The sequence below is a fragment of the Kribbella sindirgiensis genome (genome assembly GCF_004331435.1).
GTDB classification, from domain to species: domain Bacteria; phylum Actinomycetota; class Actinomycetes; order Propionibacteriales; family Kribbellaceae; genus Kribbella; species Kribbella sindirgiensis.
Genome location: NZ_SJKA01000002.1, coordinates 654957 through 681014, shown reverse-complemented (window position 1 = coordinate 681014; position 26058 = coordinate 654957). Strand labels below are relative to the sequence as shown.

The window sequence follows — 26058 nt, the reverse complement described above, 5'->3', positions numbered from 1 at the left end:
GGCGCGGCTCCACAGTCACCCCCCAAGGCGCAGGTGTCCCCGCAAGGGGGGTCAGGTCGGCGGTGGAATCTTATGCGAAAGAGGGCGCACGCTCACACTCGACGGAAGATGAGTGCGCGCTTCACTTCCTGGATCGCCTTGGTGACCTCGATGCCGCGCGGGCAGGCGTCGGTGCAGTTGAAGGTGGTCCGGCAGCGCCAGACGCCTTCCTTGTCGTTCAGGATCTCCAGCCGCTGCTCGGTGCCCTCGTCGCGGCTGTCGAAGATGAACCGGTGCGCGCCGACGATCGCCTGCGGGCCGAAGTACTGCCCGTCGGACCAGAACACCGGGCAGGACGTCGTACACGCCGCGCACAGGATGCACTTGGTGGTGTCGTCGAACCGGTCCCGGTCGGCCTGCGACTGGATCCGCTCCCGGGTCGGCTCGTGACCGCTGGTGACCAGGAACGGCATCACCGAGCGGTACGCGTCGAAGAACGGCTCCATGTCGACGACCAGGTCCTTGAGTACCGGCAGGCCCTTGATGGGCTCGACGGTGATCTCCTTCTCCGGGTTCAGGTCCTTGATCAGCGTCTTGCAGGCCAGCCGGTTCCGGCCGTTGATCCGCATCGCGTCCGAGCCGCAGACACCGTGCGCGCAGGACCGCCGGAACGTCAGCGTGCCGTCCTGCTCCCACTTGACCTTGTGCAGCGCGTCCAGTACCCGGTCGGTCGGCTGCAGCGTGACGGAGTACGTCTTCCACTCGGCCTCGTCGACGACCTCGGGGTTGTACCGGAGGATCTTGACCTTGACGTCCATCAGTACTTGCGCTCCATCGGCTTGTAGCGGGTCTGCACGACCGGCTTGTAGTCGAGCCGGATCGTCTCGTTGCCGTCGGCATCGACCTCGCGGTACGCCATCGTGTGCCGCATGAAGTTGACGTCGTCGCGCTTGTCGTAGTCCTCGCGGAAGTGCCCGCCGCGGGACTCCTTGCGCTCCAGTGCGGACACCACCAGCACCTCGGCCAGGTCGAGCAGGAACCCGAGCTCGACGGCCTCCAGCAGGTCGGTGTTGAACCGCTTGCCCTTGTCCTGGACGCCGACCTTGCCGAACCGGAGCTTCAACGCCGCGATGTCGACGAGCGCCTGCTTCAGCGAGCCCTCGGTGCGGTACACCTGCGCATTCAGGTCCATCGTCGCCTGCAGGTCGGACCGGATCGCGGCGATCCGCTCCTCACCGGTCGAGTTGCGCAGCCCCTCGACGAGCTCCACGACGTACGCCTCCGGGTTGGCCGGCAGTTCCTCGAAGGCGGCGGTCGCGGCGTACTCGGCGGCCGCGATCCCGGCCCGGCGGCCGAAGACGTTGATGTCGAGCAGCGAGTTGGTACCCAGCCGGTTCGCACCGTGCACCGAGACGCAGGCGACCTCACCGGCGGCGTACAGGCCCGGGATCACGTTGTCGTTGTCGGCCAGCGCCTCGCCCTTGATGTTGGTCGGGATGCCGCCCATCGCGTAGTGCGCGGTCGGGAACACCGGGATCTGCTCGGTGTACGGCTCCACACCCAGGTAGGTCCGGGCGAACTCGGTGATGTCCGGCAGCTTCGCGTCGATGTGCGCGGGCTCCAGGTGCGTCAGGTCGAGCATCACGTACGCGCCGTCCGGACCGCAGCCGCGGCCCTCGCGGACCTCGTTCGCCATCGCGCGGGCGACCATGTCCCGCGGCGCGAGGTCCTTCACGGTCGGCGCGTACCGCTCCATGAAGCGCTCGTTGTCCTTGTTCCGCAGGATGCCGCCCTCACCACGGGCCGCCTCCGACAGCAGTACGCCGAGACCCGCCAGGCCGGTCGGGTGGAACTGGAAGAACTCCATGTCCTCCAGCGGCAGGCCCTTGCGCCACACGATGCCCATCCCGTCGCCGGTCAGGGTGTGCGCGTTGGACGTCGTCCGGAACACCTTGCCGAAACCGCCGGACGCGAAGATCACCGACTTGGCGGAGAACACGTGCAGCTCGCCGGTGGCCAGCTCGTACGCGACCACGCCGCTCGCCTTGCCGTCGGTCATCAGCAGGTCGAGAACGTAGAACTCGTTGAAGAACTCGACGTTCTGTTTGATGCACTGCTGGTACAGCGTCTGCAGGATCATGTGACCGGTACGGTCGGCCGCGAAGCAGGAGCGCCGTACGACGGCCTCGCCGTGGTTGCGGGTGTGGCCGCCGAAGAACCGCTGGTCGATCTTGCCCTCGGCGGTCCGGTTGAACGGCAGGCCCATCTTCTCCAGGTCGAGCACCGCGTCGACGGCCTCGCGGCACATCACCTCGGCCGCGTCCTGGTCGACCAGGAAGTCACCGCCCTTGACCGTGTCGAAGGTGTGCCACTCCCAGTTGTCCTCCTCGACGTTCGCGAGCGCGGCGCACATACCGCCCTGGGCGGCGCCGGTGTGCGAACGGGTCGGGTAGAGCTTGGTGAGTACGGCGGTCCGGGTCCGCTTGCTCGACTCGAGGGCCGCGCGCATTCCCGCGCCGCCCGCGCCGACGATGATTACGTCGTACTGATGGACCTGCATGACGTCCTTACTTATTTACAGACCGACAACGTGGAGTTGGGGTCGAGGCAGGGGTCGAAGGTGAAGATCACCAGGGTGCCGAGGACCACGATCACGATCGCGGCCGTGATCAGCAAGGACTTGAGCCAGAACCGGGTCTGGTCCTTCTCGGCGTAGTCGTTGATGATCGTGCGCAGCCCGTTGGTGCCGTGCAGCATCGCCAGCCACAGCATCAGCAGGTCCCAGACCTGCCACAGCGGGTTGGCCCACTTACCGGCCACGAAGCCGAAGTCCAGCGCGGTGATCCCGCCGCCGAGCATCAGGTTCACGAACAGGTGGCCGAGCACCAGGATGACGAGGGCGAGCCCGGACAGCCGCATGAACAGCCAGCTGTACAGCTCGAAGTTGGTCTGCCCGGAGCGGTTCCGCCCGCCGCCCTTCAGCTTGCGGGCGCGGGAGCTGGACCTGGGGGCTGCGATCCCTGGAGCTGATTCCGACATCTCAGCCTCCGAAGACGTGTGTGAGGTGGCGGATCACGAACGGCACGAACAGCACCACCCAGACGACGCCGACACCGATCATCAACTGCCGCTGGTAGCGCGGGCCCTTGGCCCAGAAGTCCACCAGGATCAGCCGGACGCCGTTGAAGGCGTGGAACAGGATCGCCGCCACCAGTCCGACCTCGAGCAGGCCGACGAGCGGGTTCTTGTAGGTGCCGATGACCTCGTTGTAGGCCTCCGGCGAGACCCGCACCAGCGCGGTGTCCAGCACGTGCACCAGCAGGAAGAAGAAGATCCCGACACCGGTGATCCGGTGCGCGACCCATGACCACATGCCCTCCCGGCCACGGTAGAGCGTGCCGGCTGGTTTGCTGGGCACCAGATCCTCCTCGACGAGTTCACAGAATCGTCTTGATGCTAGACCCGCTGGTTGAGGTGAAATGTCCTGACAGATGTGACATCGGTCGCGATCCGTGTGAGATCGGTCGCGTCGGTACCGGGATCGAGGGGAGAACACGGTGAGTTTCTGGATCTGTGCGACCTGTGCGGTGGAGCACGCGGAGCAGGTCGAGGTGTGCTTGATCTGCGAGGACGAGCGGCAGTGGGTGCCCGCCGAAGGGCAGCAGTGGACGACGCTCGAGGAGCTGGCCGCGGCCGGCACCGAGGTCACCGTCGAGGAGGTCGAGCCCGGCCTGTACGGCGTCCGCTCGAAGCCGCCGGTGGGGATCGGGCAGCAGTCGATGCTGCTGACAACCTCCGAGGGCAACCTGCTCTGGGACCCGATCGGGTACCTGGACGACGACGCCGTACGCCGGATCCGGGACCTCGGCGACGTGGTGGCGATCATCGCCAGCCACCCGCACATGTACGGCGTCCAGGTCGAGTGGAGCCACCGCCTCGGCGACGTACCGGTGTACGTCTCGGAGCCCGACAAGGAGTGGGTCGCGCGGCCGGACGCGGTCATCCGGACCTGGTCCGGACAGCTCACGCCGCTACCGGGAGTGACCGTCATCCAGCCCGGCGGTCACTTCCCGGGCAGCGCGGTCGTGCACTGGGCGAACGGTGCCGAGGGCAAGGGAGTGATCCTGTCCGGCGACACCATCTTCGCCAACCCCGACCGCACCTCGGTCAGCTTCATGCGCAGCTACCCGAACCGCATCCCGCTGTCCGGCGCCGTCGTCGACCGCGTGGCCCGCTCCCTGGACCCCTTCGAGTACGACCGCCTCTACAACAACTTCGGCTCGGTCATCCCGGTCGACGCCAAGTCCGTCGTACGCCGCTCCGCCGACCGCCACGCCGCCTGGGTCCGCGGCGACTACGACCACCTGACCTGACGCCTGCAGCTCGACAGTACGTATACGTCCACTGGTCCGGTTGCTCACGCTCAGCCGGGCGCCCCGCGGCGCCCGGCTGAGCGACACCTCCTGTCGACCTGCCGTTCGTCAGGTCCGGCCGACCGCCAGCCCGTCGATCTGGACGAGCTTGCCGGTGGACGCGCTGACCAGCTTGAGGGTGCCGCTGAAGAGCGTGCTCTGCACCGGAAGCCCGAGCAGCACCTGCTTGTGGGTCGTCGGGTAGGCGAGGTTCACCGTGGCCAGATACCTGTTCCCCGCGTACACCGCGACCGACCCGCACGTCGGGCATCGCGTCGCCACCAGGAAGAACCGCTTCCCCTGCACGGTCCGCGTGAGCGCCTTCCCGTACGCGGTCGTCTGCGTCGTCGTCCCGTAGTAGAACGTCCCCCCGGTCGCCCGCGTCCACCCAGTAGTTGCCAGCGACAACGACCGGTCGTCCAACGGCCGCGAGAAACACCGCTCCGCACTCCACTGCCCGACGTTCCCGAGCTTGTCCGTCGCCCGCACCGAGACGCAGTACTCGTACCCGGCCGCGACTGCCAACGTCATCGAGGTGGCAGTGGTCTTCGTCCACGGCTGCACGAAGGCGCCGTAGTCCCCGGCGGACGTGGCTCGGCGGTACTGCACGTCGTACGACGCGACACCGTTGGGATCCGTCCCCGACACCGTCAGGGTCGCCGCCGCAGCCACCGAGGACTGGTAGTTCGGCCCTGTCATCCGCGCCACCGGTCCGTCCGCGTCGACGGTGATGTCCCGATACGCCCCGCCGATGATGACCTGGTACTTCCCGGATCGCAGTTCGGTCCCCGTGAACGGCGAGGTGCACGGCTTGGCCGGCACGAACGATCCCTTCACCTCGCAAGTGAACTTGGTGCCGGCCGGGAAGGCCGAGGTGTCGAACGGAATGGAGATGTTCGGTCCCATCACCTCCGCCGTGGGCTCGATCGTCACCCGCGGGTGCTGCCAGGTGACATCACCCCGCTGCGTGTTCGGCTCCCTGGCCAGCTCGTTGAGCATGTACGGATCGCCGCCGTTCACCCCGAGCTGGTAGACACGGCCGCTGGCGGTCAGCGCCACGATCCGTTCGGCGCCTGCCCACGAGATGGCACGTACCTCCGAGTCGAGCGACGGGCTCCTGCGCTCCGTCGTCCCGGCCAGTCGCACCGTGGAGCCGTCCCCGAAGGCGACGTACCGGCCGTCGGCCGAGGCGCGAACCGGCCGGCCGTCCGCCACCTCGGCCGTTTCCGCCAGTGTGGTGACCCGGGCGCCGCCAGGCGCTGCCGCGATCGTCGCGAGCCTGCTCGGCGTGCTGCGGTGGTCCGACACCACGAGCGTGCGGGCGTCCGTGGTCCAGCTCGGGCTGGACACCTGGCAGGCGACCTTCACCGGCGTACCGCCGGTGGCCGCGATCAGAAACACGCACGGGGTGCCGTTCTCGGGGGCCTGGAACGCGATGCGGGTGCCGTCCGGCGACCACGCCAGGTGGGTGACCGGCACCGTGGAAGTCCACAGCTTGACCGGTACGCCGATATCGCCTTGCGTCACCCTCTGCGTCCACAGAGCACGCTCCGTGGTGCCGCTCACGTACGCGAGCGACTGCCCGTCCGGAGAGGTGGTGACGGCTTGCTTCGCCTTGACAGAGTTCGGATCCGGCGGGAACGGCACGACGTGGCCGAACTGGTCCGCGGCGGCCAGGTCCCGGCTGTCCGGTTCGCCCTGGCTGACCACCACCTGCTCGATCGCCCGCGGGACGGGCAGACGCGGGCTGACCGGTCCCTCGCCGACTTCGTTCACGAGCGAGACGCCGTACTCGGTCCCGGGCTCGGTCCTGGGCTCGACGAAGACGAAGTCGTCCGTCGACTCCTTCACGGGGAACCACTGCACGGTCTCCGCGCCGTTCAGGTACTTGTGCAGGTTGTACCCGCGAACCGCCGTACCACCTGCGGTCTGCTGCGACCGCCAGTTCACCGTATGACCGTTGTACGTCGACTGCACCGCCACGTTCTGGGCAGCAGCCACGTCGATGCCGTAGCCGGTCAAGGCGACCGTGTGCCGTTCCAAGGAAGTGGAGTCCTTGATGGTCAGGGTGTCCGACTCGGGACCGATCGACATGGGCAGGAACTGCACGCTCACGGTGCACGTCGCCGCAGGCTGCAACGTCTGCCGGCAGTCGTGCGGAACGTCCGGATTGAACCGGAAGGGGAAGCTGACGTGGGTCAGGCTGACCCCGTCGATCCGGACAGGATCGGTTCCCGTGTTCTTCACGGTGAATGAGGCGTCCGCGGCCACGCTGTACTTGACCTTGCCGTAGTCGTACTGCTCCGGGGTGACGGACAGCGCCTGGTATCCGAAGGTGCTGTGGTAGCGCAGATCGATCCCGCGGCGGAGGGGGTTGCCGTCGCAGTCGTACATGCGCAGGCCGGCAGCGAAGGTGTCGAGCGCGAGCGTGCCGGTGTAGGCGACGGCGGTGACGGACAGGATTCCGCTCGCGGTGCAGCTGTGGTCGCCTTGGGTGAACTCGAGCTCCGACGGCGTGAGCGTGTAGTTGCCCGGGCCGCTGATGAACGCCGGAAGCCGCACCTTCATCGTGCCCGCAGACAACGTGCGTGATCCGTCGGCCGGCGCGGATACCGTGACTGCGTCGGCGCTCTCGTCGTGCGGCCAGGTGCTGCCGGGGTCCACGTCGAGAGCGAGCCGGTCGATATCGCCGACGGCCGGTGTCGTGGTGTTCCGGGTGGCCGTGACCGGGGTGCTCGTCGCGGCTTCGGCGTCGGTGGTGGCGACGACCCGGTAGGAGGCCGTGGTGCCGGGGGCGATGATGTCGTCGACCCAGCTCGCCGTCTCTGCGCTCAGCGGGCCGCTGACGTTGCCCCAGTCGGCGTTGCCTTCCTTGCGTTCGACGCGATAGCTGGACGCCTCGACGTCGTTCCAGGTGACGCCGATGCCCGTCCGGGTCGGGAAGACCTGGGCGGTCGGGGCGGTGGCAGTGTCGTCGCCGAAGGCTGCGTGGGCCAGGAAGGGGACGGTGATCGCGGCCAGGGCAGCGGCCAGGGCGGGTTTCAGGGCGCGGCGCATTGAATCTCCAGGGCAAGGGGACTCCGGCGCACCCCGAGCGACACCGGCGAAAGGGAAAGAAATACAGCCATACCGGGCCTGACCGCAACCCTCTTGCCACTTCGTGCAATCGGGATCAGCGGGCTGTTGCGGTGTGCTTACGCAGCGAGGCGGGACTGGGTCAGGCGGGTGTGGAGGGCGAGCATGTGGTCGACGCAGGCTTGCCAGTGGTAGAGCTCGGCGCGGTGGCGGGCGGCGGGGCGGCGGTGGGGGAGGTCGGCCAGAGCGAGGACGGCGTCGGCGAGGGCTGCGGGGTTGGCGGGGGCCCAGCGGCCGCAGGTTTCGTCGACGAGTTCGCGGGCGCCGCCGGTGTTCGCGGTGACGACCGGGGTGCCGGCGGCGAGGGCTTCGAGGACGGCCAGGCCGAAGGTCTCGCCGGGGCAGACGGACAGGGCGATGTCGGCCTCGGCGAGGTGCCTGGCGAGCGTACGGCGGCCGTCGACGTACCCGTGGAACGTGACGGGCGCGTCCCCGGCGATCTCGATCAGCTCGTCGAGGTGCGGGCCGGTGCCGTAGACGTCCATCCGCACGTTCACGCCGCGGCGGTGCAGCTCGGCGGCGGTGGCGACCGCCAGGTGCGGGCTCTTCTCGCGGGACAGCCGGCCCGCGTGCACCAGCTTCAGTACGCCGTCGTCGACCGGTTCACCCAGCGACGGGTGGAACGTGTCGAGGTCGACCCCGAGCGGGATCCGGACCAGTGGTGTCGTCACCTCGTCGAACTCGGCTGCCGCGTAGCGCGAGGTCACCACGACGGCGTCGTACGTGCGGCCGAGGATCTTGTACAGCGCGGCGACGGTCGCGACCATGCCGAGCTGGCTGTACTTGACCCCGTCAGCACCCCATTTGACCGGCCGCTCGCCGAGCATCCGGCCGGGACGCAGTACGTCGTTGCCGCCGAGCTGACCCGGACGGGCCGCGCCGAGCGCGAGCATCGCGTCCAGCCGCTCGTGGCTGAACAGGACCGTGCCGATGTCGTTCTTGCGGGCCCAGCGCGCCACCGGGAGCAGCGTCGACTTGTCGGAGATCTCGACCGTGGTGGGCCGGAACCGCTTCAGTACGTCGACCACGGTCCACGGCGTCGTGATCAGCCGGTACCCGCCGCTCACCTTCGGCGCCTTGACCCGGACGATCGTGCCCAGCTCGGTTTCGGTCACGGAGTCCTTCTCGCCCGGCGTGATCACGATCCGCTCGGCGCCGGCCTCGACGTACCCCTGGCCGATGTGCTCGATCGCGGTCCGCATCCCACCGGACGTCGGCCCGACGAAGTTGGCCAGCTGGGCGATCCGCAACCCCGTCATGCCACCCGCCGTACGGCCGCGGCCTCTTGGAGTACTTCGGCGTAGTGGCGGTCGACGAGGTCGTCGACGACGGCCGGCCAGGTGCGGGACTGCACGCGCTGCAGACCGTTCGCGGCCATCCGCCCGCGCGCCGTCGGGTGGTCCAGCAGGGTCTTGACCGCATCCCGCAGGGAGCCGGACCGGCCGGGTTCGAACAGCAGGCCGTTCTCGCCCGGGTTGATCAGGTCGAGCGGGCCGCCCGCGGCCGGGCCGACGGTCGCGACGCCGGAGGCCTGCGCCTCCTGGATCGTCTGGCAGAACGTCTCGTGCTCGCCGGTGTGCACGAACACGTCCAGCCCGGCGAAGATCGACGCCAGGTCGGCGCCCCGGCGCATCCCGAGGAAGGTTGCCGTCGGCAACGCGTGTTCCAGGGCGGCGCGGTCCGGGCCGTCGCCGACGATCACGATCCGGCAGTCCAGCTCGGTCAGTTCCGCGAGCCGGCGGACCTTCTTCTCGGCGGCGAGCCGGCCGACGTACCCGACGATCGGCCGGCCGTCCGGGGAGATCCCCCGGCGCCACCGTTCGTCCCGGTTCGACGGGTCGAACAGGTCGAGGTTCACGCCGCGGCCCCAGCGGTGCACCCGCGGTACGCCGCGCTGGACCAGCGCGTCGACGGCCGAGGTCGACGGTGCGAGGGTGCGGTCGGCGCGGGAGTGCGTGCGGGTCACCCAGCGCCAGATCCCGCGGTCCGCGGCGGCGTACCAGGGGTACTGGCGGGCGAAGCCGGCGATGTCGGTCTGGAAGATCGCGACCGTCGGTACGCCGAGTTTCCGGGCCGCGCGCAGCCCGTACGCGCCGATGATGAACGGCGAGGCGAGATGCACCAGGTCGGGCCGGAAGTCGGCCATCGCCCGCTCGATCGACGGGTCCGGCAGGCCGACCGGGTACTCCTTGTAGCCCGGCGTACGGAAGCTCCGGGCCCGGAGTACCGGGACGTCGCCGTAGCTGTCGGGACCCGGTCCGGGGGCGATGATCAGCAGGTCGTGCCCGCGGGCACGCAGCCGGTCGGCGACGTGGCGAGCCGTGTTCGCCACGCCATTGATCTGCGGCAGGAAGGTCTCGGCCACCATCACGATTCGCACACTTCGAAGGTTCCTCACCGACCATGAACTCTGGGCGACGCGTCCGTGACACGGCGTCGATGCCCTGTCGACAGGTGCGGGGCCTTGAAGTGTCCTTCAGGTTGCCACCGGGCTGTGCTTGGTTAGTCGCATGCGAACTCTGGGGATCGTCGTCGCGGTGGCGGCCGTACTCGTCGTGCTGGGGTCTCTGGTCTGGTGGTGGGCCGGACGCGCGGTCGAACGGGACCAGAGCAAGAGCTCGATCAGCTGGTGGGGCACGCGGAACGGCTGGCGGTACACGAACGGGACCGATGGGCTCCTTGATCGCTTCCACGGCGCGCCGTTCGACGAGGGCACCAGCCACGACGTCCAGGACCTGCTGTCCGGAAGCACGATCGCTGGCCGGCCCGCGCTGCTGATGCAGTTCAGCTGGTACCACACGCCGGACCTGCCGCAGGGCAAGGAGACCGGTGCGAGCGGCCTGCGCAGCGGAGTGTGCGCGGCGGCGGTGGTCGAGCTGCCGACCTCGTTACCCGCTCTGTCCGTACGGCGTTCCGCGCTCGGCGGAGGTATCGACTTCGAGAGCGGCCGGTTCAACGAGGCGTTCCGGGTGGAGTGCGCGGACCTGAAGTTCGCGCACGACGTGGTGAACCCGCGGGTCATGGAACTGCTGTTGGACGACCCGGCCGCGCCGACGTTCCGGATCGAAGGGCCGACGCTGGTCGTCTGGCGGGACGGGAAGGTGACCGATGTCAAGGTCCTGCGTGAGCTGGCCGAGTTCGCGGGACGCCTCCTGGAGTTGATCCCCGCGTTCGCGCTCGAAGGGGGATCGGCCGGCGACCGTCCGATCTCGACGATGCCGCCCGAGCTCCTCGGCGAGCCTCCGTCCGGGGCGATCGCGTTCCTGCAGAAACTCGAGTACCGCGGGCACCAGATCGAGCGGTACGAGCACGTCTCGGAGCTGTGGCAGCAGAAGAACTGGGCGATCGTGGTCAAGATCGATGTGCCCTGGGTGTGGCCGGTCTGTGTGTCGGCCTCGAAGGCGCTGGTGCCGTCCGGGGTGAGTCCGCGGTTCGACGACGAGTACCTGACCGGCGATCCGGCGTACGACGAACTGTTCGCCACGGGCACGCCGCAGCCCGGATTCGCCAAGGTGCTGTTCACCCCGCAGTTCACCGACTTCCTCGCCAACGATCCGCGGGCGCTCCGCGCGATGCTCGTCTGCAAGGGCGAGAACTACCGCGCGCAACTGTGCGTGATGACCCATGGCCGTCTCGCCGACCAGGAACTGGCCGACACGCTGACCGACCTGGTGTGCGACGTGCGCGAGCGGCTGCCGGCGGAGACGCTCACGTTCCGCTGGTAGGGACCGGCCGCCCTGGTCGTGGAGACCAGGGCGGCCGATCGGCTACGGCGTACTGAACAGGTGAATCATCGACCGGCGGACCAGGTCGGTGCGCATCGCCTGCGTGGTCAGGCCTTCGGCGCCGAATCCGACGTACACGGTGTCTCTGGTCGTGACGCCGGCTCCTTCGAGGAAGGCGGTGGTGGTGCGGATCCAGTCGTTCGGGTTCGCCGCCGAGCCGGGTGGCGGTCCGGCCACGGTCCAGCCGCCGAGGTCGGTCTCGAACGACGTCGTCACGGTCGTGCCGGCCGTGACCGTGGTGTCGTCGACGAACGCGCCGAGGCCCTGGGTTCCCCAGTCACTCACGTAGCTGATCGAGAGTTCGATCTGCTTCCCGGCGTACGGCGCGAGATCGACCTTCCAGTCCTGCCAGCCCGCGCTGGAACCGGATGCCGCGTTCCAGGTTCCGGAGGTACCGACCGGTGAACAGTCGGTGCCCTGGTAGTGCCCGAGCTGTGGATGCAGAGCCGTCACCCAACCGGCCGGGCAGCTCTGGCCGGTGTCCTGCGCCGTGTGGCCGTTCAGGTCCGGCAGCGTCGTCCAGTCCTCCTGACCGACAGTGTGGGCCTCGACGAACACGTAGTCCCAGTTCGCCTCGGTGTCGTAGGAGATCTTGAACGCCAAGGACGGCTGGGTCGCAGCGGTCACGCTGGTCAGATCGACCGTGCGGGTCAACCGTTTGTAGCTGATGTCGCCGCGCTGGCTGTACACGTACTGCGAACCTGTGACCGGCTCGAACGGCGCAGCACCAGGCCGATCCCACTTGAGCGGCGCCGAGCTGGCGAACTGCGGGAACTGTGCCGTGGGCAACACACTCGACGTCAGGACGAACGCTGCCGTGTGGTCCTGGTTGTTCGCCGAGTCACCGCCGTTGAGAGTCCCGGCGTACCCGTTGAAGGCGCCGGACACTCCGCGGATCGGGAACGGGTCCCCGTTGGCGTCGCTACCGCTGTTGTCGACGTAGCTGTAGGCGCCCAGCCAGTACTGCTCGAAGTCGTTCAGCAGTTGGATGCACGGATACAGCGTTGGCGTGGTGCACTCACCTTGCTGCTCCTCGAACGGGTTGTACCAGTACGCGCCGTCCTGACTGCTTGCGTAGCTGGCGTACTTGCCCGTGTGCAGGAGCTTCCCGCCCTCATTGAGGTAGTCGCGGACGGACAGCTCGAGGTCGAGGGCCAGTTCAGCCGCCGTACCCGGGACCTGGCCGACCTCTCGCGTGATGATGTCGTCGCCGGTCTCCCACACGACCGCCTTGTAGTGCGAGAGAACGCCGAGGTGGTGCGGGGCGGTCCGGTTGTTCGCGTCCACGTCGTACACGTCCGAAGAGATCCCGCTCGCGGCGAGCGCTGCGGCGTACTCGTCGGCGTACTTGGCGGTGGCGACGCCCTGGACCGGGCTGAGGCCGGTGGTGTCCTCGGCGGCCAGGATCAGCACCTGCCCGCCGATGTCGGTGGCGACCTTGTAGGTGAAGTGCTCACTGGAGACCGCGCCGGTCCCCACCTTGCTGCCGGTGAACCACACCTCGACCGAGTCACCAGGCTTGGTACGACGGACAGTCCCGCGGAACTCGGCGTAGTAGTGGTCGTCGGAGTCGCCGTACCGCTCGCCGCCCTGCCACTCGGCCACCTTGTCGTCGATGGCGGCGCCGCCGTTGATCCGGTAGTTGATCCGCAGGTTCTTCAACGCCCGCTTGGCCGTCACCGCGACCGGTTGGGTGGTGCCGTACGAGACCGTGAACGGGTCGGCGACCAGGTCGGCGGCCTTCTGGCCGACCACGGACACCGGATCGTCGGGGTCCTGGGCGGACTTCGCGACCGACAGCGCGAACGGGATGTTCTTGGCGAACTCGCCCTGGATCAAGGTCTCGTCGTCGGGGAACGTGAAGACGCTGACGCAGTCCTCGGGCTTCCACTGGTCGTTGGGATCCACGGCCGACGCGGCCTGGCAGGTCGACATCTCCGGCGTGAACGCGAGCGTGCCGTACCTGTTCGTCGCGTGCCCGTCGGTCTCGCCGTTGGTGGTGTAGAGCTCGGCGGAGATGTCCGGGTCGTAGCCCGGGACGGCCGGGTTCGCGTCGTCGCCGGCCATCGCCGCGGAGATGACGTCGTCCGGCGAAGGCGTGCTGACCTGCCAGCCGACGCCGTACAGAATGAGCTGCGCGGCCGAGTGGTAGTTGATCAGCTCGGTGAAGCGGACCCGGTTGAACAGCCCGTCGAGGGCCTTGGTCTCCGGCTCGGAGTTCGGGCCGCTGCCGCGGTAGGTGTCACTGATCGGATCGGGGGACGAGCCCTCGTTGTCGTAACCCCACTTGGTCGCGAGGTTGCGGTTCAGATCGACGCCGTCGCCGGGGGCGACGGTCCCGTCGCCGTTGTTGTCGCGCAGGTTCTTCCGCCACAGCCGGTCCCCGGTGAACGTGTAGTCGTAGCCGTCGGGGTTGGCGACCGGCAGGAACCACAGCTCGGTGGTGTTGACCAGCTTGGTGATCTCGGCGTTGCTGCCGTAGTTGTCGAGGACGTGGTGGAGCAGCCGGCGGACCATCTCGGGGGTGATCCATTCGCGGGCATGCTGCGCGCCCATGTACAGCACCGAGCGGCGCGCGCCGTCGGTGAGCGTGCGGGCGTCCTTGGTCACCTTGACGGCGAGCATCGGCTTGCCCTGCACCGTCGTACCGATCCGAACCAACTTGGCCAGTGCCGGATTGGCGGCCGCTGTCGTGCTCAGCTCTTCGGCGAGCCCACCGGCGCCGCTGTAAGGGCGGAACACCGTCGGGCCGACGAGCGCGAGCCGGGCGGCCTCGTCCGAGGCGTCGCGGCCCTTCACCTGCTTGACCTTCAGGTCGACGCCGTCGGACCGGAGCTTGTCGGCCTGCCGGTCGGTGATGACGACTTCGACCTTGGCCTTGCCGTCGGCGGTCCGCCCGGTGGTCAGGCCCTCGCGGTCCACGCCGATGTCCGCCAGCTTCTGCAGCTGTTGCGGATCCAGTTCGCCGACGTAGACCTCCAGGCCGTCACCCCCTGGCCCTGGTGCTGCGGTCGCTGCCGGTCCTGCGGCCAGCGCCCCCGCTACGACTGCCAGTACTGCTAGTCCTGTGATGAGAACAGGAGATCTACGCATGTCGCCCCTCCCCGGTCGACGGTGCATACTGAGTCGCAGCCTCCTGTGAGCCAGATCACAAGTCAACAGCCCATCGCCCGCGATCACCTGGCGTGCTCGATCTCACCCGGGCTGTGCATACCAGTGGGAGCGTGGTTCGGCCTACCGTGGGAGAATGAGTCATCGGAGCGAGTCGGGGTTCGAGTTCGCGCCGGTGTACGGGCCGCTGGACGGGTTCGACGCCGACGCGAAGCTGGGGGAGCCGGGGCAGTTCCCGTACACCCGCGGCGTGTACCCGACGATGTACACCCAGCGGCCGTGGACGATGCGGCAGTACGCCGGGTTCGGGACGGCGGCCGAGTCGAACCAGCGGTACCACCAGCTGATCGACCACGGGACGATGGGACTGTCGGTCGCGTTCGACCTGCCGACCCAGATGGGGTACGACTCCGACGCCCCGATCGCGCACGGCGAGGTCGGCAAGGTCGGGGTGGCGATCGACTCGATCGACGACATGCGGGTGCTGTTCGACAAGATCCCGCTGGACCAGGTGTCCACGTCGATGACGATCAACGCGCCCGGGTCCGTGCTTTTGCTGCTTTACCAGTTGGTGGCCGAGGAGCAGGGCGTCTCCGGTGACAAGCTCACCGGCACGATCCAGAACGACGTACTGAAGGAGTACATCGCCCGCGGCACCTACATCTACCCGCCGAAGGAGTCGCTGCGGCTGATCAGCGACATCTTCGCGTACTGCCATGCCGAGTTGCCGCGCTGGAACACGATCTCGATCTCCGGCTACCACATGGCCGAGGCCGGGGCGACGCCCGCGCAGGAGATCGCGTTCACGCTCGCGAACGGCATCGAGTACGTCCGGGCCGCGGTCGCGTCCGGGCTGGACGTGGACGAGTTCGCGCCGCGGTTGTCGTTCTTCTTCGTCGCCCGTACGACGTTGCTGGAGGAGGTCGCGAAGTTCCGGGCGGCGCGGCGGATCTGGGCGCGGGTGATGCGGGAGGAGTTCGGCGCGCGCAATCCGAAGTCGTTGATGTTGCGGTTCCATACCCAGACGGCCGGAGTGCAGCTGACGGCGCAGCAGCCTGAGGTGAACCTGGTACGGGTGGCGATCCAGGGGCTGGCCGCCGTACTCGGTGGGACCCAGTCGCTGCACACGAACTCGTACGACGAGGCGATCGCGCTCCCGACCGAGAAGGCAGCCCGCCTCGCGCTGCGGACGCAGCAGGTCCTCGCCTACGAGACCGACGTCACCGCCACGGTCGACCCGTTCGCCGGCTCGTATGTGGTCGAGTCGCTCACCGACGAGGTCGAGGAGGCGGCGGTCGCGTTGATGGAGCAGGTGGAGGAGTACGGCGGAGCGGTCGCGGCGATCGAGAAGGGGTACCAGAAACAGGAGATCGAGCGTTCGGCGTACCGGATCGCGCAGGAGATCGACTCCGTCGAGCGAGTGGTCGTCGGGATGAACAAGTTCAAGATCACCGACGAGGAGCCGTACGAACCGCTGCGCGTCGACCCCGCCATCGAGGCCCAGCAGGTAGCCCGCCTCGCCACCCTCCGAGCCACCCGCGACCAGACCGCGGTCGACGAGGCCCTGACCGCCCTCAAAAAAGCTGCCCAAGGCAACGACAACTGCCTCCACCCCATGAAACAGGCCCTCAAAGCCCGGGCCACAGTCGGCGAAGTCTGCAACACCCTCCGAGAAGTCTGGGGCATCTACATCCCCGCCGACACCTTCTGACCGACACCGCTCCGCGGAGCGGTGTCATTCAGTCCAGGAGGGCGGTGGTGGTGAGGAGGGTGGTGCCTACTGTGATGGCTTCTTCGGAGGGGTCGAAGCCGGGGGTGTGGAGGTCGGCGGCGGTTTCCTGGGTGGGTGGGCGGACACCTAGGCGGGCCATGCCGCCGGGGACGTCATCGAGGTACCAGGCGAAGTCTTCGCCGCCGAGGCTCTGGTCGGTGGGGGCGATGGCGCTGGAGCCGAGGGTCTGGTGGACGGCGTTCTGCAGGACGTTGATCGCGTGCGGGTCGTTCATCACGGGCGGTACGCCGCGGGTGACCTCGGTGTCGACCTCGACGCCGTACGGCGTGACGATCTGGGCGGCCAGTGACGGGATGAGTTCCTCGGCGAGTCGCCACGCGTTGACGTCGAGGCAGCGCAGGGTGCCCTCGGCCTCGCCGCGGGACGGGATCGCGTTGGCGGCGGAGCCGGACGTGATGCGGCCCCAGACGAGGGACATGCCGGCGCGCGGGTCGACGCGGCGGGAGAGCGCAGCGGGAAGCGCCGAGACCAGGGTCGCCAGCGCGTAGACCAGGTCGGCGGTCAGGTGCGGCCGGGAGGTGTGGCCGCCGGGGCCGGTGAGCCGGACGAGCAGCCGGTCGGCGGCGGCGGTCAGCGCGCCGACGCGCAGGCCGACCTCGCCCACCTGCAGCCGCGGATCGCAGTGCAGACCGTAAATACGCCGTACGCCGTCCAAACCGCCCGCCGCGATGACGCCGAGCGCACCACCGGGCATGACCTCCTCGGCGGGCTGGAAGATCACCCGGACCCGCCGGTCGAGTTGCCCGTCGCGCGCCATCCCGGCCAGCACGAGCGCCGCACCGAGCAGCGCGGCGGTGTGTACGTCGTGACCGCACGCGTGAGCCACCCCGTCGAGGGTCGACCGCCACGGCGCGTCCACGCCGTCCGGCACCGGCAGGGCGTCGATGTCGGCGCGCAGCGCGACGCAGGTGTCGCCGGACCCGATGTCGCAGATCAGCCCGGTCCCGGTCGGCAGCACCCGCGGTGACAGCCCGGCCCCGACGAGCCGCTTCTCGAGCAGTTCGGTCGTCCGCACTTCGTGCCACCCGAGCTCCGGGTGCGCGTGCAGATCGCGGCGTACGTCGACCATGTCCTCACGGACTGCTTCGACCCGCGCCAGCACGTCCGCGACCAGTAGCTGATGACTCATCCCGAGATTGTGACAGCACGGGTACGCCGGGACGCGCCGAGCCTACCGCTCCTCACCAGCCGTGACCGCCACGCTCGGTGAGCGCGACCACGGAGCGTGCACACCGTGACGTGGGGAGCGCGGGCGGTGACCACACCGGAGAAGTTGTCGAAATGTGACGCGGATGCCGGTCACTTTCCGGTATCGAGGCCTGCTTGACGTTCAAAGAAACACTGACCGCGCCCTATAGTCTGCGGATGCGGCACGTGGGGGAAGGCGTGCGGCGGCAACCGTATCTGGTCGACGAAGGAGACTTCCGGTGAAGAAGTACGTGCGGGGAACGGCGATCGTGGGCGTACTGACGCTCGCCGTCGCCGCGTGTGGCAGCAAGCCGACCGAGGAGAACGCAGGCGGTAGCGCCAACAAGGATTTCAAGGCCTGCATGGTCTCGGACTCCGGGGGCTTCGACGACAAGTCGTTCAACCAGACCTCGTACAAGGGTCTGCAGGACGCGGTGAAGGAAAAGGGCCTGACCGAGGTCAAGGCGGAGTCGAAGTCGGACAACGACTACCCGACCAACATGACCGCGATGGTGAGTGCCAAGTGCAACATCATCGTCTCGGTCGGCTTCAAGCTCGAGGACGCCACCGACAAGGCGGCCCAGGCGAACCCGTCGATCAAGTTCGCGATCGTCGACTCCGCGCCGGCCAAGCCGATCGAGAACGTGAAGCCGCTGGCCTTCAACACCGCGCAGTCCAGCTTCCAGGCCGGGTACCTGGCCGCCGCGATGAGCAAGTCCGGCAAGGTCGGCACGTTCGGCGGCCTGAAGATCCCGACCGTGACGATCTTCATGGACGGCTTCGCCGAGGGCGTGCGCTACTACAACACGCAGAAGAGCAAGAACGTCCAGGTGCTCGGCTGGGACGACGCCAAGCAGGCGGGTCTGTTCACCGGTGACTTCGAGGACAAGGCCAAGGGCCAGAACAACGCGCAGAACCTGATCACCCAGGGCGCCGACGTGATCTTCCCGGTGGCCGGCCCGTCGGGTCTCGGCGGTCTGCAGGCGGCCAAGGCCAGCAACGGCAAGGTGAACGCGATCTGGGTCGACACCGACGGCTGCGAGAGCGCCGCGGAGTACTGCTCGGTGCTGCTCACCAGCGTCGCGAAGGGCATGGACGTCGCGGTCAAGGACGCCATCGTCTCGGTCGTCGACAACAAGTTCGACAACACCCAGTTCATCGGCACGCTGGAGAACGGCGGCACCAAGCTCGCGCCGTTCCACGAGTTCGACAGCAAGATCCCGGCGGACGTGAAGTCCGAGCTGGACCAGATCAAGACCGACATCATCAGCGGCAAGATCACCGTGCAGTCGAAGGTTCAGCCGAAGGCATCCTGAACCCGGCACAAACACAGGCAGTTGCGTAGTACGGTGCGAGCCAGGAAGGCAGACCTACAGGTCGTCGCCTTCCTGGCTCGCCGTCTGAAGGGGAGGGTGCCCGCATGCACCTCGAGCTGTCAGGCCTGACCAAGAGCTTCGGCTCGCTGGTCGCCAACGACCACATCGACCTGGTCATCGAGCCGGGTGAGATCCACTGCCTGCTCGGTGAGAACGGGGCCGGCAAGAGCACGTTGATGAACATGCTCTACGGGCTGCTGCAGCCCGACTCGGGCGAGATCGTCATCGACGGCGAGAAGGTGCAGATCACCTCGCCGAGCGACGCGATCAAGCACGGGATCGGCATGGTGCACCAGCACTTCATGCTGGTCCCGGTGTTCACGGTCGCCGAGAACATCATGCTCGGCCGGGAGAACACCTGGGCCGCCGGCGTCCTGGACCGGAAGAAGGCGCACGCGCTGGTCACCGAGCTGTCCGACCGGTACGGGTTCGAGGTCGACCCCGAGGCGCTGGTGGAGGACATCCCGGTCGGGGTCCAGCAGCGGGTGGAGATCATCAAGGCGCTCACCAACGACGCCCGGGTGCTGATCCTGGACGAGCCGACCGCGGTGCTCACGCCGGCCGAGATCGACGAGCTGATCGGCGTCATGCGCCGGCTCAAGGAGAACGGCACCTCGATCGTCTTCATCACCCACAAGCTCAAAGAGGTCAAGGCGATCGCGGACAAGATCACCGTGATCCGCCGCGGCAAGGTGGTCGGGCAGGCGGAGCCGTCCGCGTCCGAGGAGGAACTCGCCGAGCTGATGGTCGGGCGCGCCGTCGACCTGGTCGTGGACAAGGACCCGGCCGACCCGCAGGACGCCGTACTGCGGGTCGAGGGGCTGACCGTGATCGACGAGCGCGGGTTCACCGCCGTCGACGACGTGGACCTGGAGGTGCGTGCGGGCGAGATCCTCGCCGTGGCCGGTGTCCAGGGCAACGGTCAGACCGAGCTCGCCGAGGCGCTGCTCGGGCTGACGCCGATCGCGGCCGGGACGATCTCGCTGGACGGGCGCGACCTGACCGGCCGGACCACCCGGCAGCGACTGGACGCGGGGATCGGCTACGTTCCCGAGGACCGCTGGCACGACGGCTTCGTGGAATCGTTCTCGGTGGCCGAGAACCTGGTCCTCGACCTCTTCCGCAAGCCGCCGTTCGGCAACGGGCTGACGCTGCACACCGACGAGATCGAGAAGAACGCGGAAGCCCGGGTGGAGGAGTTCGACATCCGCACCCAGGGTGTCGACGACCCGTTGTCGTCGCTGTCCGGCGGCAACCAGCAGAAGGTCGTGCTGGCCCGTGAGCTGTCCCGTCCGCTGAAGCTGCTGGTCGCCTCGCAGCCGACCCGCGGTGTGGATGTCGGCTCGATCGAGTTCCTGCACCAACGGATCGTGAAGGAGCGCGACAACGGTACGGCGGTGCTGATCGTGTCCACCGAGCTGGACGAGATCGCCGCGCTGGCCGACCGGGTCGCGGTGATGTACCGCGGGAAGGTGGTCGGCGTCGTACCGGCCGACACTCCCCGCGACGAACTGGGCCTGATGATGGCCGGTGCCTCGAAGTCGGAGGCGCACGATGTGGCGATCGAGAACCCGACGACCTTGGGAACCATCTGATGAGCACTGAGACAGAGGCCGCTCCGGCGCCCGTGCCGCCGGCCAAGGAGCCGGAGCGGCGGTCGGGCCTGCCGTCGTGGGCGGTCCAGGGCCTGGTCTCGCTGAGCGCGATCGTGCTCGCCCTGCTGGTCGGGGCGATCCTGATCATCGTCGGCGACGAGCAGGTGCAGAAGGCGGTCGGGTACTTCGGCGCCGCGCCGATGGACACCGTCTCCGCCGCCCTGAGCGCGGTCGGCGAGGCGTACAAGTCGCTCGCGGTCGGCGCGCTGGGCGGCTGGACGCCGATCAGCGAGTCGTTGACCCAGGCAACGCCGCTGATCTGCGGCGGTCTCGCGGTCTCGCTGGCGTTCCGCACCGGACTGTTCAACATCGGCGCCCAGGGTCAGCTGATCGCGGGCGCGATCCTCGCGTCGTACGTCGGCTTCGCGTGGCACCTGCCGCCGGTCCTGCACCTCGTGCTGGCGATCGTCGCCGGTCTGGTCGGCGGCGCGATCTGGGGCGGCGTGGTCGGTCTGCTGAAGGCCCGGACCGGCGCCCACGAGGTGATCGTGACGATCATGCTGAACTACGTCGCGATCTACCTGCTCGCCTGGCTGCTGACCACGAAGACGTTCCAGCGGCCCGGGCGGACCGACCCGATCTCCCCGATCGTCGACAACAACGCGCAGTACCCGAAGTTCGGGGACACCCGGTTGCACCTCGGCTTCGTGCTGGCGCTGGTGGCCGCGGTCTTCGTCTGGTGGCTGCTGAACCGCTCGACGATCGGCTTCGAGCTCCGCGCGGTCGGCGCGAACGCGGACGCGTCCCGGACGGCCGGTATGTCGGTCGGCCGCGCGTACGTGATCGCGATGGTCGTGGCCGGCGCGCTCGCCGGCCTGGCTGGGACCCAGCAGGTGCTCGGCACCGACCTGCCGCTGACCGACGGGGTCGCGGCCTCGGTCGGGTTCGACGCGATCACGGTCGCGCTGCTGGGACGCGGTACGCCGCTCGGTACCGTCCTGGCCGGCCTGCTGTTCGGCGCGCTGAACGCGGGCGGTCTGCAGATGCAGCTGATCACGCAGACGCCGCTGACTCTGACCACTGTCCTGCAGGCCGTGATCGTGCTGTTCGTCGCGGCCCCGGCCCTGGTGCGCTCGATCTTCCGCTTCCTGCCGAAGGAACGCGGAGCGGGCGCGGTTCTCGCGAAAGGCTGGAACGGATGACCGACACTACTCCGGACGCGGTGCCGGCGGCGCCCGCGAAGCCGCAGGTCATCGAGGCACCGGCCGATCGCACCCGCCGGCTGCGGGTCGGCGGTGTGATGCTCGTCTTCGCGCTGATCGGCCTCGCGCTCGCGGCGGTCACCAAGGGCGGCAAGGCGACGTTCCAGCTGGTCTCGGGCGATCTGGAGAACAACCTGCTCGGAGTGCCAGCGCAGCCGGTGGCGATCGTCCTCGGGATCCTCGGGGTCGGCGCCGCGGTCGCGTACGTCCTGCGCCAGGTCCCGCAGCGGTACGCCGGCTGGCTGGCCGCCGTCCTGGGAGTCGCCTTCATCGGCGCGTTCCTGTGCTGGGCGGCCGCGGGCAAGACGTTCCCGCTGGCCAACCAGTTCCAGGGCACGCTGAACTTCGCGACACCGCTGATCCTCGGCGCGCTCGCCGGTGTGCTGTGCGAGCGGGCCGGTGTCATCAACATCGCGATCGAGGGCCAGTTCCTGGTCGGCGCGTTCACCGCGGCGCTCGTGTCGAGCACGACGAACAGCGCCACCGCGGCCCTGATCGCCGCGGCGGCCAGCGGTGTGCTGATGGCCGCGCTGCTGGCCGTGTTCTCGATCAAGTACCTGGTCAACCAGGTCGTGCTCGGCGTCGTCCTGGTCGTGTTCGCGACCGGCATCACGGGCTTCCTGTTCGACCAGTTCATGCAGCCGGACGCGGAGAAGCTGAACACGCCGAACGTGCTGTCGGCGGTGAAGATCCCGGGTCTGGCCGACATCCCGTTCATCGGGCCGATCCTGTTCAACCAGACGATCCTGGTCTACCTGACCTACCTCGCGGTCGCCGTCGTCACGTTCGTGCTGTTCCAGACCCGCTGGGGGTTGCGGATCCGTGCGGTCGGCGAGCACCCGAAGGCGGCCGACACGGTCGGCATCAAGGTCAAGCGGATCCGGTACTCCGCCGTCCTCACGGCCGGCGTCCTGGCCGGTCTCGGCGGCGCGTTCTTCACCGTCGGGTACGCCGGTTCGTTCGCCAAGGAGATGACCGCGGGCAACGGGTTCATCGCGCTGGCCGCGCTGATCATGGGGCGCTGGCACCCGATCGGCGCGACGGTCGCGGCACTGTTCTTCGGTTTCGCGACCCAGCTGCAGTCCCAGCTCCAGATCATCCAGACCCCGATCCCGGGCGAGCTGCTGCTGATGGCGCCGTACCTGGCCACCATCATCGCGGTCGCCGGCCTGGTCGGCCGAGTCAGAGCACCGAAGGCGGACGGTGAACCCTACGTCACCGAGTAACCCCCACCTCCCCTTCCTCCACCCGAGTCCCCATTTGCTGGGTAGGCCAGGGAAATTGCTGGGTAGGCCAGGCAACTGGGGGGTTTGTGACCCTGGAAGTGGGTGGCAAACCCCCAAGGCGGTGGGTCTGCCAGCCAAATGGGGTCAGGCCAAATGGGGGCGGGAGTGAGGGATGCTGGGACGGTGGAGGTCGACTGGGACGCGTTGCGCACGGTGGCCGTCGACATGATGCGCCGCGCGTACGCGCCGTACTCGCACTTCCCGGTGGGCGCCGCGGCGTACGCCGACGACGGGCGGATCGTTGCCGGGTGCAACGTCGAGAACGCGTCGTACGGGTTGACGTTGTGTGCCGAGTGCGGGCTGGTGTCGGACCTGCACCGGACCGGCGGCGGACGACTGGTCGCGTTCACGTGCGTCGACCAGCACGAACATCTGCTGACACCGTGCGGACGGTGCCGGCAACTGCTGCACGAGAACGGCGGCCCGGGGCTGCTGATCGAGACCGCGACCGGGGTCCGGCCGCTGCGCGAACTGCTGCCGGACGCGTTCGGGCCCGAGTTTCTGGAGGAATGATGAGTTTCGACGCGGTGGACGTGATCCGGGCCAAGCGCGACCGGGGCGAGCTGAGCGACGGGCAGATCGACTGGGTGATCGACGCCTACACCAAGGGCGACGTCGCCGACGAGCAGATGTCCGCGCTGGCGATGGCGATCCTGCTGAACGGGATGAACCGGCGCGAGATCGCCCGCTGGACCGCGGCGATGATCGCGTCCGGCGAGCGGATGGACTTCGGCAAGCTGTCGCGGCCGACCGCGGACAAGCACTCGACCGGTGGCGTCGGCGACAAGATCACGTTGCCGCTGGCCCCGTTGGTGGCGGCCTGCGGGGTCGCCGTACCGCAGCTGTCCGGCCGTGGTCTCGGGCACACCGGTGGCACGCTGGACAAGCTGGAGTCGATCCCCGGCTGGCGGGCGTCGCTGTCGAACGACGAGCTGATGCGGCAGCTCGAGGACGTCGGCGCGGTGATCTGCGCGGCCGGTGACGGCCTGGCGCCGGCGGACAAGAAGCTGTACGCGCTGCGCGACGTGACCGGGACCGTCGAGGCGATACCGCTGATCGCCAGCTCGATCATGAGCAAGAAGATCGCCGAAGGGACCGGCGCGCTGGTGCTGGACGTGAAGGTTGGGTCCGGCGCGTTCATGAAGGACCTGAAGGACGCCCGCGAGCTGGCCGAGACCATGGTTGCCCTGGGCACCGATGCCGGCGTGAAGACCGTCGCGCTGCTCACCGACATGTCCGTTCCGTTGGGGCTGACCGCCGGAAACGCCCTGGAGGTGCGCGAATCGGTCGAGGTGCTGGCCGGTGGCGGACCCGCCGACGTGATCGAACTGACCGTTGCCCTGGCCAACGAGATGCTCGAAGCGGCCGGTGTCACCGGCGTCGACCCGGCCGAGAAGCTCCGGGACGGTACGGCGATGGACGCCTGGCGGGCGATGATCTCGGCCCAGGGCGGCGACCCCTCCGCCGAGCTACCGGTCGCTCCCGAGCAGCACGTCGTACCGGCACCGTCGTCCGGCGTACTGTCCAAGCTCGACGCCCTCGCGGTCGGTGTCGCGGCCTGGCGCCTCGGCGCGGGCCGGGCGCGCAAGGAGGACCCGGTGTCCGCGGTGGCCGGCGTCGAGATGCACGCCAAGCCCGGCGACCGCATCCAGGAGGGCCAGCCGCTGCTCACCCTCCACACCGACGACCCGACCCGCATCGAGCGCGCGTTGGAGTCCCTCACGGACGCCATCGCCGTCGCCGGCTCCTACGAGCCCGGCCCTCTGGTGATCGACCGGATCACTGCCTGACCCGACCCAGCAGGTCAGCTGGACGTGGTGGTCAGGCGGGTGCGCTGTTCTTTGGCCAGTGCGGTGATGAGGGCTGTGTCCGGGGTGAGGTTGGAGCCCAGGGCGCCGGTTTCCCGGACGCTGAGTTCTACGACGATCGGGCCGACCGCGAGGCTGGCCTCGGCCAGGGCGACCGACTGGTCGGTGCCGCCGTCGTACTCGACGCCGGCGTCGGAGAGTGCGTTCGGGATGCTGAACGAGTGGTCGTGGACGTCCTGGTTCCAGAGGCCGTTCTGGAGAGCCTTCGCCTTGGCGGCCGAGCCGGTCTTGAACAGCTGGACGGTGTAGCGCTTCTTCTTGTCGGGGCTGAGCCGGGTCGCCCGGTAGCCCTCGACGAAGCTCGCGTTGAGCAGCAGTGCGCGGTCCAGCGCGGGGTCGGCGGACCAGGTGGTCAGATACGACGTCGCGGTGAACGGACCGGTGACGTTGCGCGGATCCGCGACGTACCCGCGGGGGAGCGCGACGAGTCCCGCGAGGAGGCTCTTCGCCGACTTGTCCGCCGTACCCGACAGTGCGGAGTGCTTCGCCGTCGGCGTCTGGGCAGCACTCGCCGATGCGCCGTCCTCACTCCCACAGGCGGTCACACCCAGCAGCACCGCGCTCATTACAACGGCAACGCCTGACGCATTCCGTCTCACGACACCGATCCCAGCAGAAGTTGGTGAACTTCAAGCGAACAACCTGGTGCTACTGAGATGCCGCGTGCGTGAGAAGCGTCTCGATCCGGGCCCGGGCGGCCTTGGGATGAAGCGGTTCGCAGCCCGCGGCGACGCAGCGGCGGACGACCTGCGGGTCGTCGCGGAGCAGCAGCAGCCCGCGGCGGAGCAGCGTCAGCGGGGGTTTGCGGTGCTCGCGGAGGTCCCGCTGGAACCGCCGGACGAACGTGACGACGCGGTGGTGGTACACGCAGATCGCGGTCGCCAGCAGGTCGCGGTCGCGGAGCGCGCCGGTGATCCGGTCGGCGAAGATGCCTTCAGCAACGATCAGCGGAGAGCCGCCGGTGGTGACCGGACGGTGACCGACAGTGCCGTCGGCCGCGATGTCGTAGATCGGGAGGTCGGCGGTTCCCGACGTACACAACCGCTCCAGGGCCGCGACCGCGCGGTCGCCGTCCCAGGAGCGTGGGTCGTCCCAATCGACGATCCCCAGCGGCGAGCGGGGCATCGCCTCGTCGTCGCCGTCGCGGTAGAAGTCGTCCAGCCGTACGACGGGCAGCCCGACCTGCTCCGCCAGGCGCGACTTCCCCGCCCCCGAAGGCCCCGCCAGCAGTACCACCCGTGAACGCACCGGCATATTCTCTTCCACTTC

The 26058-nt window shown here is 68.7% G+C and carries 20 protein-coding genes; 9 read left to right on the top strand and 11 right to left on the bottom strand.

What is annotated here, in order from left to right:
- Nucleotides 1-92: 92 nt before the first annotated feature.
- From E0H50_RS07930 to sdhC, 4 genes are read right to left on the bottom strand one after another with little or no spacing between them, the layout of a single operon-like run.
- Nucleotides 93-797, bottom strand: a complete 705-nt coding sequence (locus tag E0H50_RS07930) for a succinate dehydrogenase iron-sulfur subunit (RefSeq protein ID WP_131285930.1) — start codon at nucleotides 795-797, stop codon at nucleotides 93-95.
- A complete protein-coding gene (gene sdhA, locus E0H50_RS07925) occupies nucleotides 797-2539 on the bottom strand; it encodes a succinate dehydrogenase flavoprotein subunit (protein WP_131285929.1) in 1743 nt (580 codons plus the stop codon). The genes E0H50_RS07930 and sdhA overlap by 1 nt, the downstream gene beginning before the upstream one ends.
- Nucleotides 2540-2550: 11 nt before the next feature.
- Nucleotides 2551-3018, bottom strand: coding sequence for a succinate dehydrogenase hydrophobic membrane anchor subunit (locus tag E0H50_RS07920; protein WP_131285928.1), 468 nt, complete (start codon nucleotides 3016-3018; stop codon nucleotides 2551-2553).
- Between the two features lies 1 nt (nucleotide 3019).
- Nucleotides 3020-3397 (bottom strand): succinate dehydrogenase, cytochrome b556 subunit, encoded by a 378-nt coding sequence (sdhC, locus tag E0H50_RS07915; RefSeq protein WP_131285927.1) that lies wholly within the window; start codon nucleotides 3395-3397, stop codon nucleotides 3020-3022.
- A gap of 139 nt (nucleotides 3398-3536) precedes the next feature.
- Here sdhC and E0H50_RS07910 point away from each other — a divergent pair, with 139 nt between their 5' ends.
- Entirely contained in the window at nucleotides 3537-4352 is an 816-nt protein-coding gene (locus tag E0H50_RS07910; RefSeq protein WP_131285926.1) for an MBL fold metallo-hydrolase, read from the top strand.
- Between the two features lie 108 nt (nucleotides 4353-4460).
- Here the strand turns inward: E0H50_RS07910 and E0H50_RS07905 are convergent, their stop codons facing one another.
- The 3 genes from E0H50_RS07905 to E0H50_RS07895 all read right to left on the bottom strand — a co-directional run bounded on the left by E0H50_RS07905 (nucleotide 4461) and on the right by E0H50_RS07895 (nucleotide 9906).
- Complete coding sequence (locus E0H50_RS07905) at nucleotides 4461-7448, bottom strand: Ig-like domain-containing protein (RefSeq protein WP_131285925.1); 2988 nt, start codon at nucleotides 7446-7448, stop codon at nucleotides 4461-4463.
- Nucleotides 7449-7585: 137 nt separating this feature from the next.
- Entirely contained in the window at nucleotides 7586-8785 is a 1200-nt protein-coding gene (locus tag E0H50_RS07900; protein WP_131285924.1) for a glycosyltransferase, read from the bottom strand.
- Nucleotides 8782-9906 carry a glycosyltransferase family 4 protein gene (locus tag E0H50_RS07895; protein WP_202868051.1) on the bottom strand — a complete coding sequence of 375 codons (1125 nt, stop codon included), beginning with the start codon at nucleotides 9904-9906 and terminating at the stop codon, nucleotides 8782-8784. Before E0H50_RS07895 ends, E0H50_RS07900 begins: the two co-directional genes overlap by 4 nt.
- Before the next feature lie 130 nt (nucleotides 9907-10036).
- Here E0H50_RS07895 and E0H50_RS07890 point away from each other — a divergent pair, with 130 nt between their 5' ends.
- On the top strand, nucleotides 10037-11251 hold the full coding sequence (locus tag E0H50_RS07890; protein ID WP_131285923.1) for a hypothetical protein: 1215 nt from the start codon (nucleotides 10037-10039) through the stop codon (nucleotides 11249-11251).
- 42 nt (nucleotides 11252-11293) lie between these two features.
- Here the strand turns inward: E0H50_RS07890 and E0H50_RS07885 are convergent, their stop codons facing one another.
- Complete coding sequence (locus tag E0H50_RS07885; protein ID WP_131285922.1) at nucleotides 11294-14404, bottom strand: M14 family metallopeptidase; 3111 nt, start codon at nucleotides 14402-14404, stop codon at nucleotides 11294-11296.
- Nucleotides 14405-14558: 154 nt separating this feature from the next.
- Here E0H50_RS07885 and E0H50_RS07880 point away from each other — a divergent pair, with 154 nt between their 5' ends.
- Nucleotides 14559-16133 (top strand): acyl-CoA mutase large subunit family protein, encoded by a 1575-nt coding sequence (locus E0H50_RS07880; RefSeq protein ID WP_131285921.1) that lies wholly within the window; start codon nucleotides 14559-14561, stop codon nucleotides 16131-16133.
- A 28-nt stretch (nucleotides 16134-16161) separates the two neighbouring features.
- Here E0H50_RS07880 and E0H50_RS07875 read toward each other — a convergent pair whose 3' ends face one another.
- On the bottom strand, nucleotides 16162-17343 hold the full coding sequence (locus tag E0H50_RS07875; protein ID WP_131285920.1) for an amidohydrolase: 1182 nt from the start codon (nucleotides 17341-17343) through the stop codon (nucleotides 16162-16164).
- Nucleotides 17344-17641: 298 nt separating this feature from the next.
- Between E0H50_RS07875 and E0H50_RS07870 the strand changes: the two genes are divergently transcribed.
- From E0H50_RS07870 to E0H50_RS07845, 6 genes are all read left to right on the top strand, one after another.
- Nucleotides 17642-18718, top strand: a complete 1077-nt coding sequence (locus E0H50_RS07870; RefSeq protein WP_131285919.1) for a BMP family lipoprotein — start codon at nucleotides 17642-17644, stop codon at nucleotides 18716-18718.
- A 104-nt stretch (nucleotides 18719-18822) separates the two neighbouring features.
- Complete coding sequence (locus E0H50_RS07865; RefSeq protein WP_131285918.1) at nucleotides 18823-20373, top strand: ABC transporter ATP-binding protein; 1551 nt, start codon at nucleotides 18823-18825, stop codon at nucleotides 20371-20373.
- A complete protein-coding gene (locus E0H50_RS07860) occupies nucleotides 20373-21575 on the top strand; it encodes an ABC transporter permease (RefSeq protein ID WP_131285917.1) in 1203 nt (400 codons plus the stop codon). Before E0H50_RS07865 ends, E0H50_RS07860 begins: the two co-directional genes overlap by 1 nt.
- A complete protein-coding gene (locus E0H50_RS07855; RefSeq protein ID WP_131285916.1) occupies nucleotides 21572-22861 on the top strand; it encodes an ABC transporter permease in 1290 nt (429 codons plus the stop codon). The genes E0H50_RS07860 and E0H50_RS07855 overlap by 4 nt, the downstream gene beginning before the upstream one ends.
- Before the next feature lie 183 nt (nucleotides 22862-23044).
- Entirely contained in the window at nucleotides 23045-23434 is a 390-nt protein-coding gene (locus tag E0H50_RS07850; protein ID WP_202868050.1) for a cytidine deaminase, read from the top strand.
- Entirely contained in the window at nucleotides 23431-24711 is a 1281-nt protein-coding gene (locus tag E0H50_RS07845; protein WP_202868049.1) for a thymidine phosphorylase, read from the top strand. The genes E0H50_RS07850 and E0H50_RS07845 overlap by 4 nt, the downstream gene beginning before the upstream one ends.
- A 14-nt stretch (nucleotides 24712-24725) precedes the next feature.
- On the opposite strand, the gene E0H50_RS07840 is transcribed toward E0H50_RS07845, so the two are convergent.
- Nucleotides 24726-25346, bottom strand: a complete 621-nt coding sequence (locus E0H50_RS07840) for a hypothetical protein (RefSeq protein ID WP_165547029.1) — start codon at nucleotides 25344-25346, stop codon at nucleotides 24726-24728.
- A gap of 91 nt (nucleotides 25347-25437) precedes the next feature.
- Complete coding sequence (locus E0H50_RS07835; protein ID WP_131285912.1) at nucleotides 25438-26043, bottom strand: uridine kinase family protein; 606 nt, start codon at nucleotides 26041-26043, stop codon at nucleotides 25438-25440.
- Between the last annotated feature and the right edge of the window lie 15 nt (nucleotides 26044-26058).

What these genes read in the sequence shown, in the direction of transcription:
- E0H50_RS07930 (WP_131285930.1), bottom strand. Translation starts at nt 797, where the DNA reads ATGGACGTCAAGGTCAAGATCCTCCGGTACAACCCCGAGGTCGTCGAC.
- sdhA (WP_131285929.1), bottom strand. Translation starts at nt 2,539, where the DNA reads ATGCAGGTCCATCAGTACGACGTAATCATCGTCGGCGCGGGCGGCGCG.
- E0H50_RS07920 (WP_131285928.1), bottom strand. Translation starts at nt 3,018, where the DNA reads ATGTCGGAATCAGCTCCAGGGATCGCAGCCCCCAGGTCCAGCTCCCGC.
- E0H50_RS07905 (WP_131285925.1), bottom strand. Translation starts at nt 7,448, where the DNA reads ATGCGCCGCGCCCTGAAACCCGCCCTGGCCGCTGCCCTGGCCGCGATC.
- E0H50_RS07900 (WP_131285924.1), bottom strand. Translation starts at nt 8,785, where the DNA reads ATGACGGGGTTGCGGATCGCCCAGCTGGCCAACTTCGTCGGGCCGACG.
- E0H50_RS07890 (WP_131285923.1), top strand. Translation starts at nt 10,037, where the DNA reads ATGCGAACTCTGGGGATCGTCGTCGCGGTGGCGGCCGTACTCGTCGTG.
- E0H50_RS07885 (WP_131285922.1), bottom strand. Translation starts at nt 14,404, where the DNA reads ATGCGTAGATCTCCTGTTCTCATCACAGGACTAGCAGTACTGGCAGTC.
- E0H50_RS07880 (WP_131285921.1), top strand. Translation starts at nt 14,559, where the DNA reads ATGAGTCATCGGAGCGAGTCGGGGTTCGAGTTCGCGCCGGTGTACGGG.
- E0H50_RS07875 (WP_131285920.1), bottom strand. Translation starts at nt 17,343, where the DNA reads ATGAGTCATCAGCTACTGGTCGCGGACGTGCTGGCGCGGGTCGAAGCA.
- E0H50_RS07865 (WP_131285918.1), top strand. Translation starts at nt 18,823, where the DNA reads ATGCACCTCGAGCTGTCAGGCCTGACCAAGAGCTTCGGCTCGCTGGTC.
- E0H50_RS07860 (WP_131285917.1), top strand. Translation starts at nt 20,373, where the DNA reads ATGAGCACTGAGACAGAGGCCGCTCCGGCGCCCGTGCCGCCGGCCAAG.
- E0H50_RS07855 (WP_131285916.1), top strand. Translation starts at nt 21,572, where the DNA reads ATGACCGACACTACTCCGGACGCGGTGCCGGCGGCGCCCGCGAAGCCG.
- E0H50_RS07845 (WP_202868049.1), top strand. Translation starts at nt 23,431, where the DNA reads ATGATGAGTTTCGACGCGGTGGACGTGATCCGGGCCAAGCGCGACCGG.
- E0H50_RS07835 (WP_131285912.1), bottom strand. Translation starts at nt 26,043, where the DNA reads ATGCCGGTGCGTTCACGGGTGGTACTGCTGGCGGGGCCTTCGGGGGCG.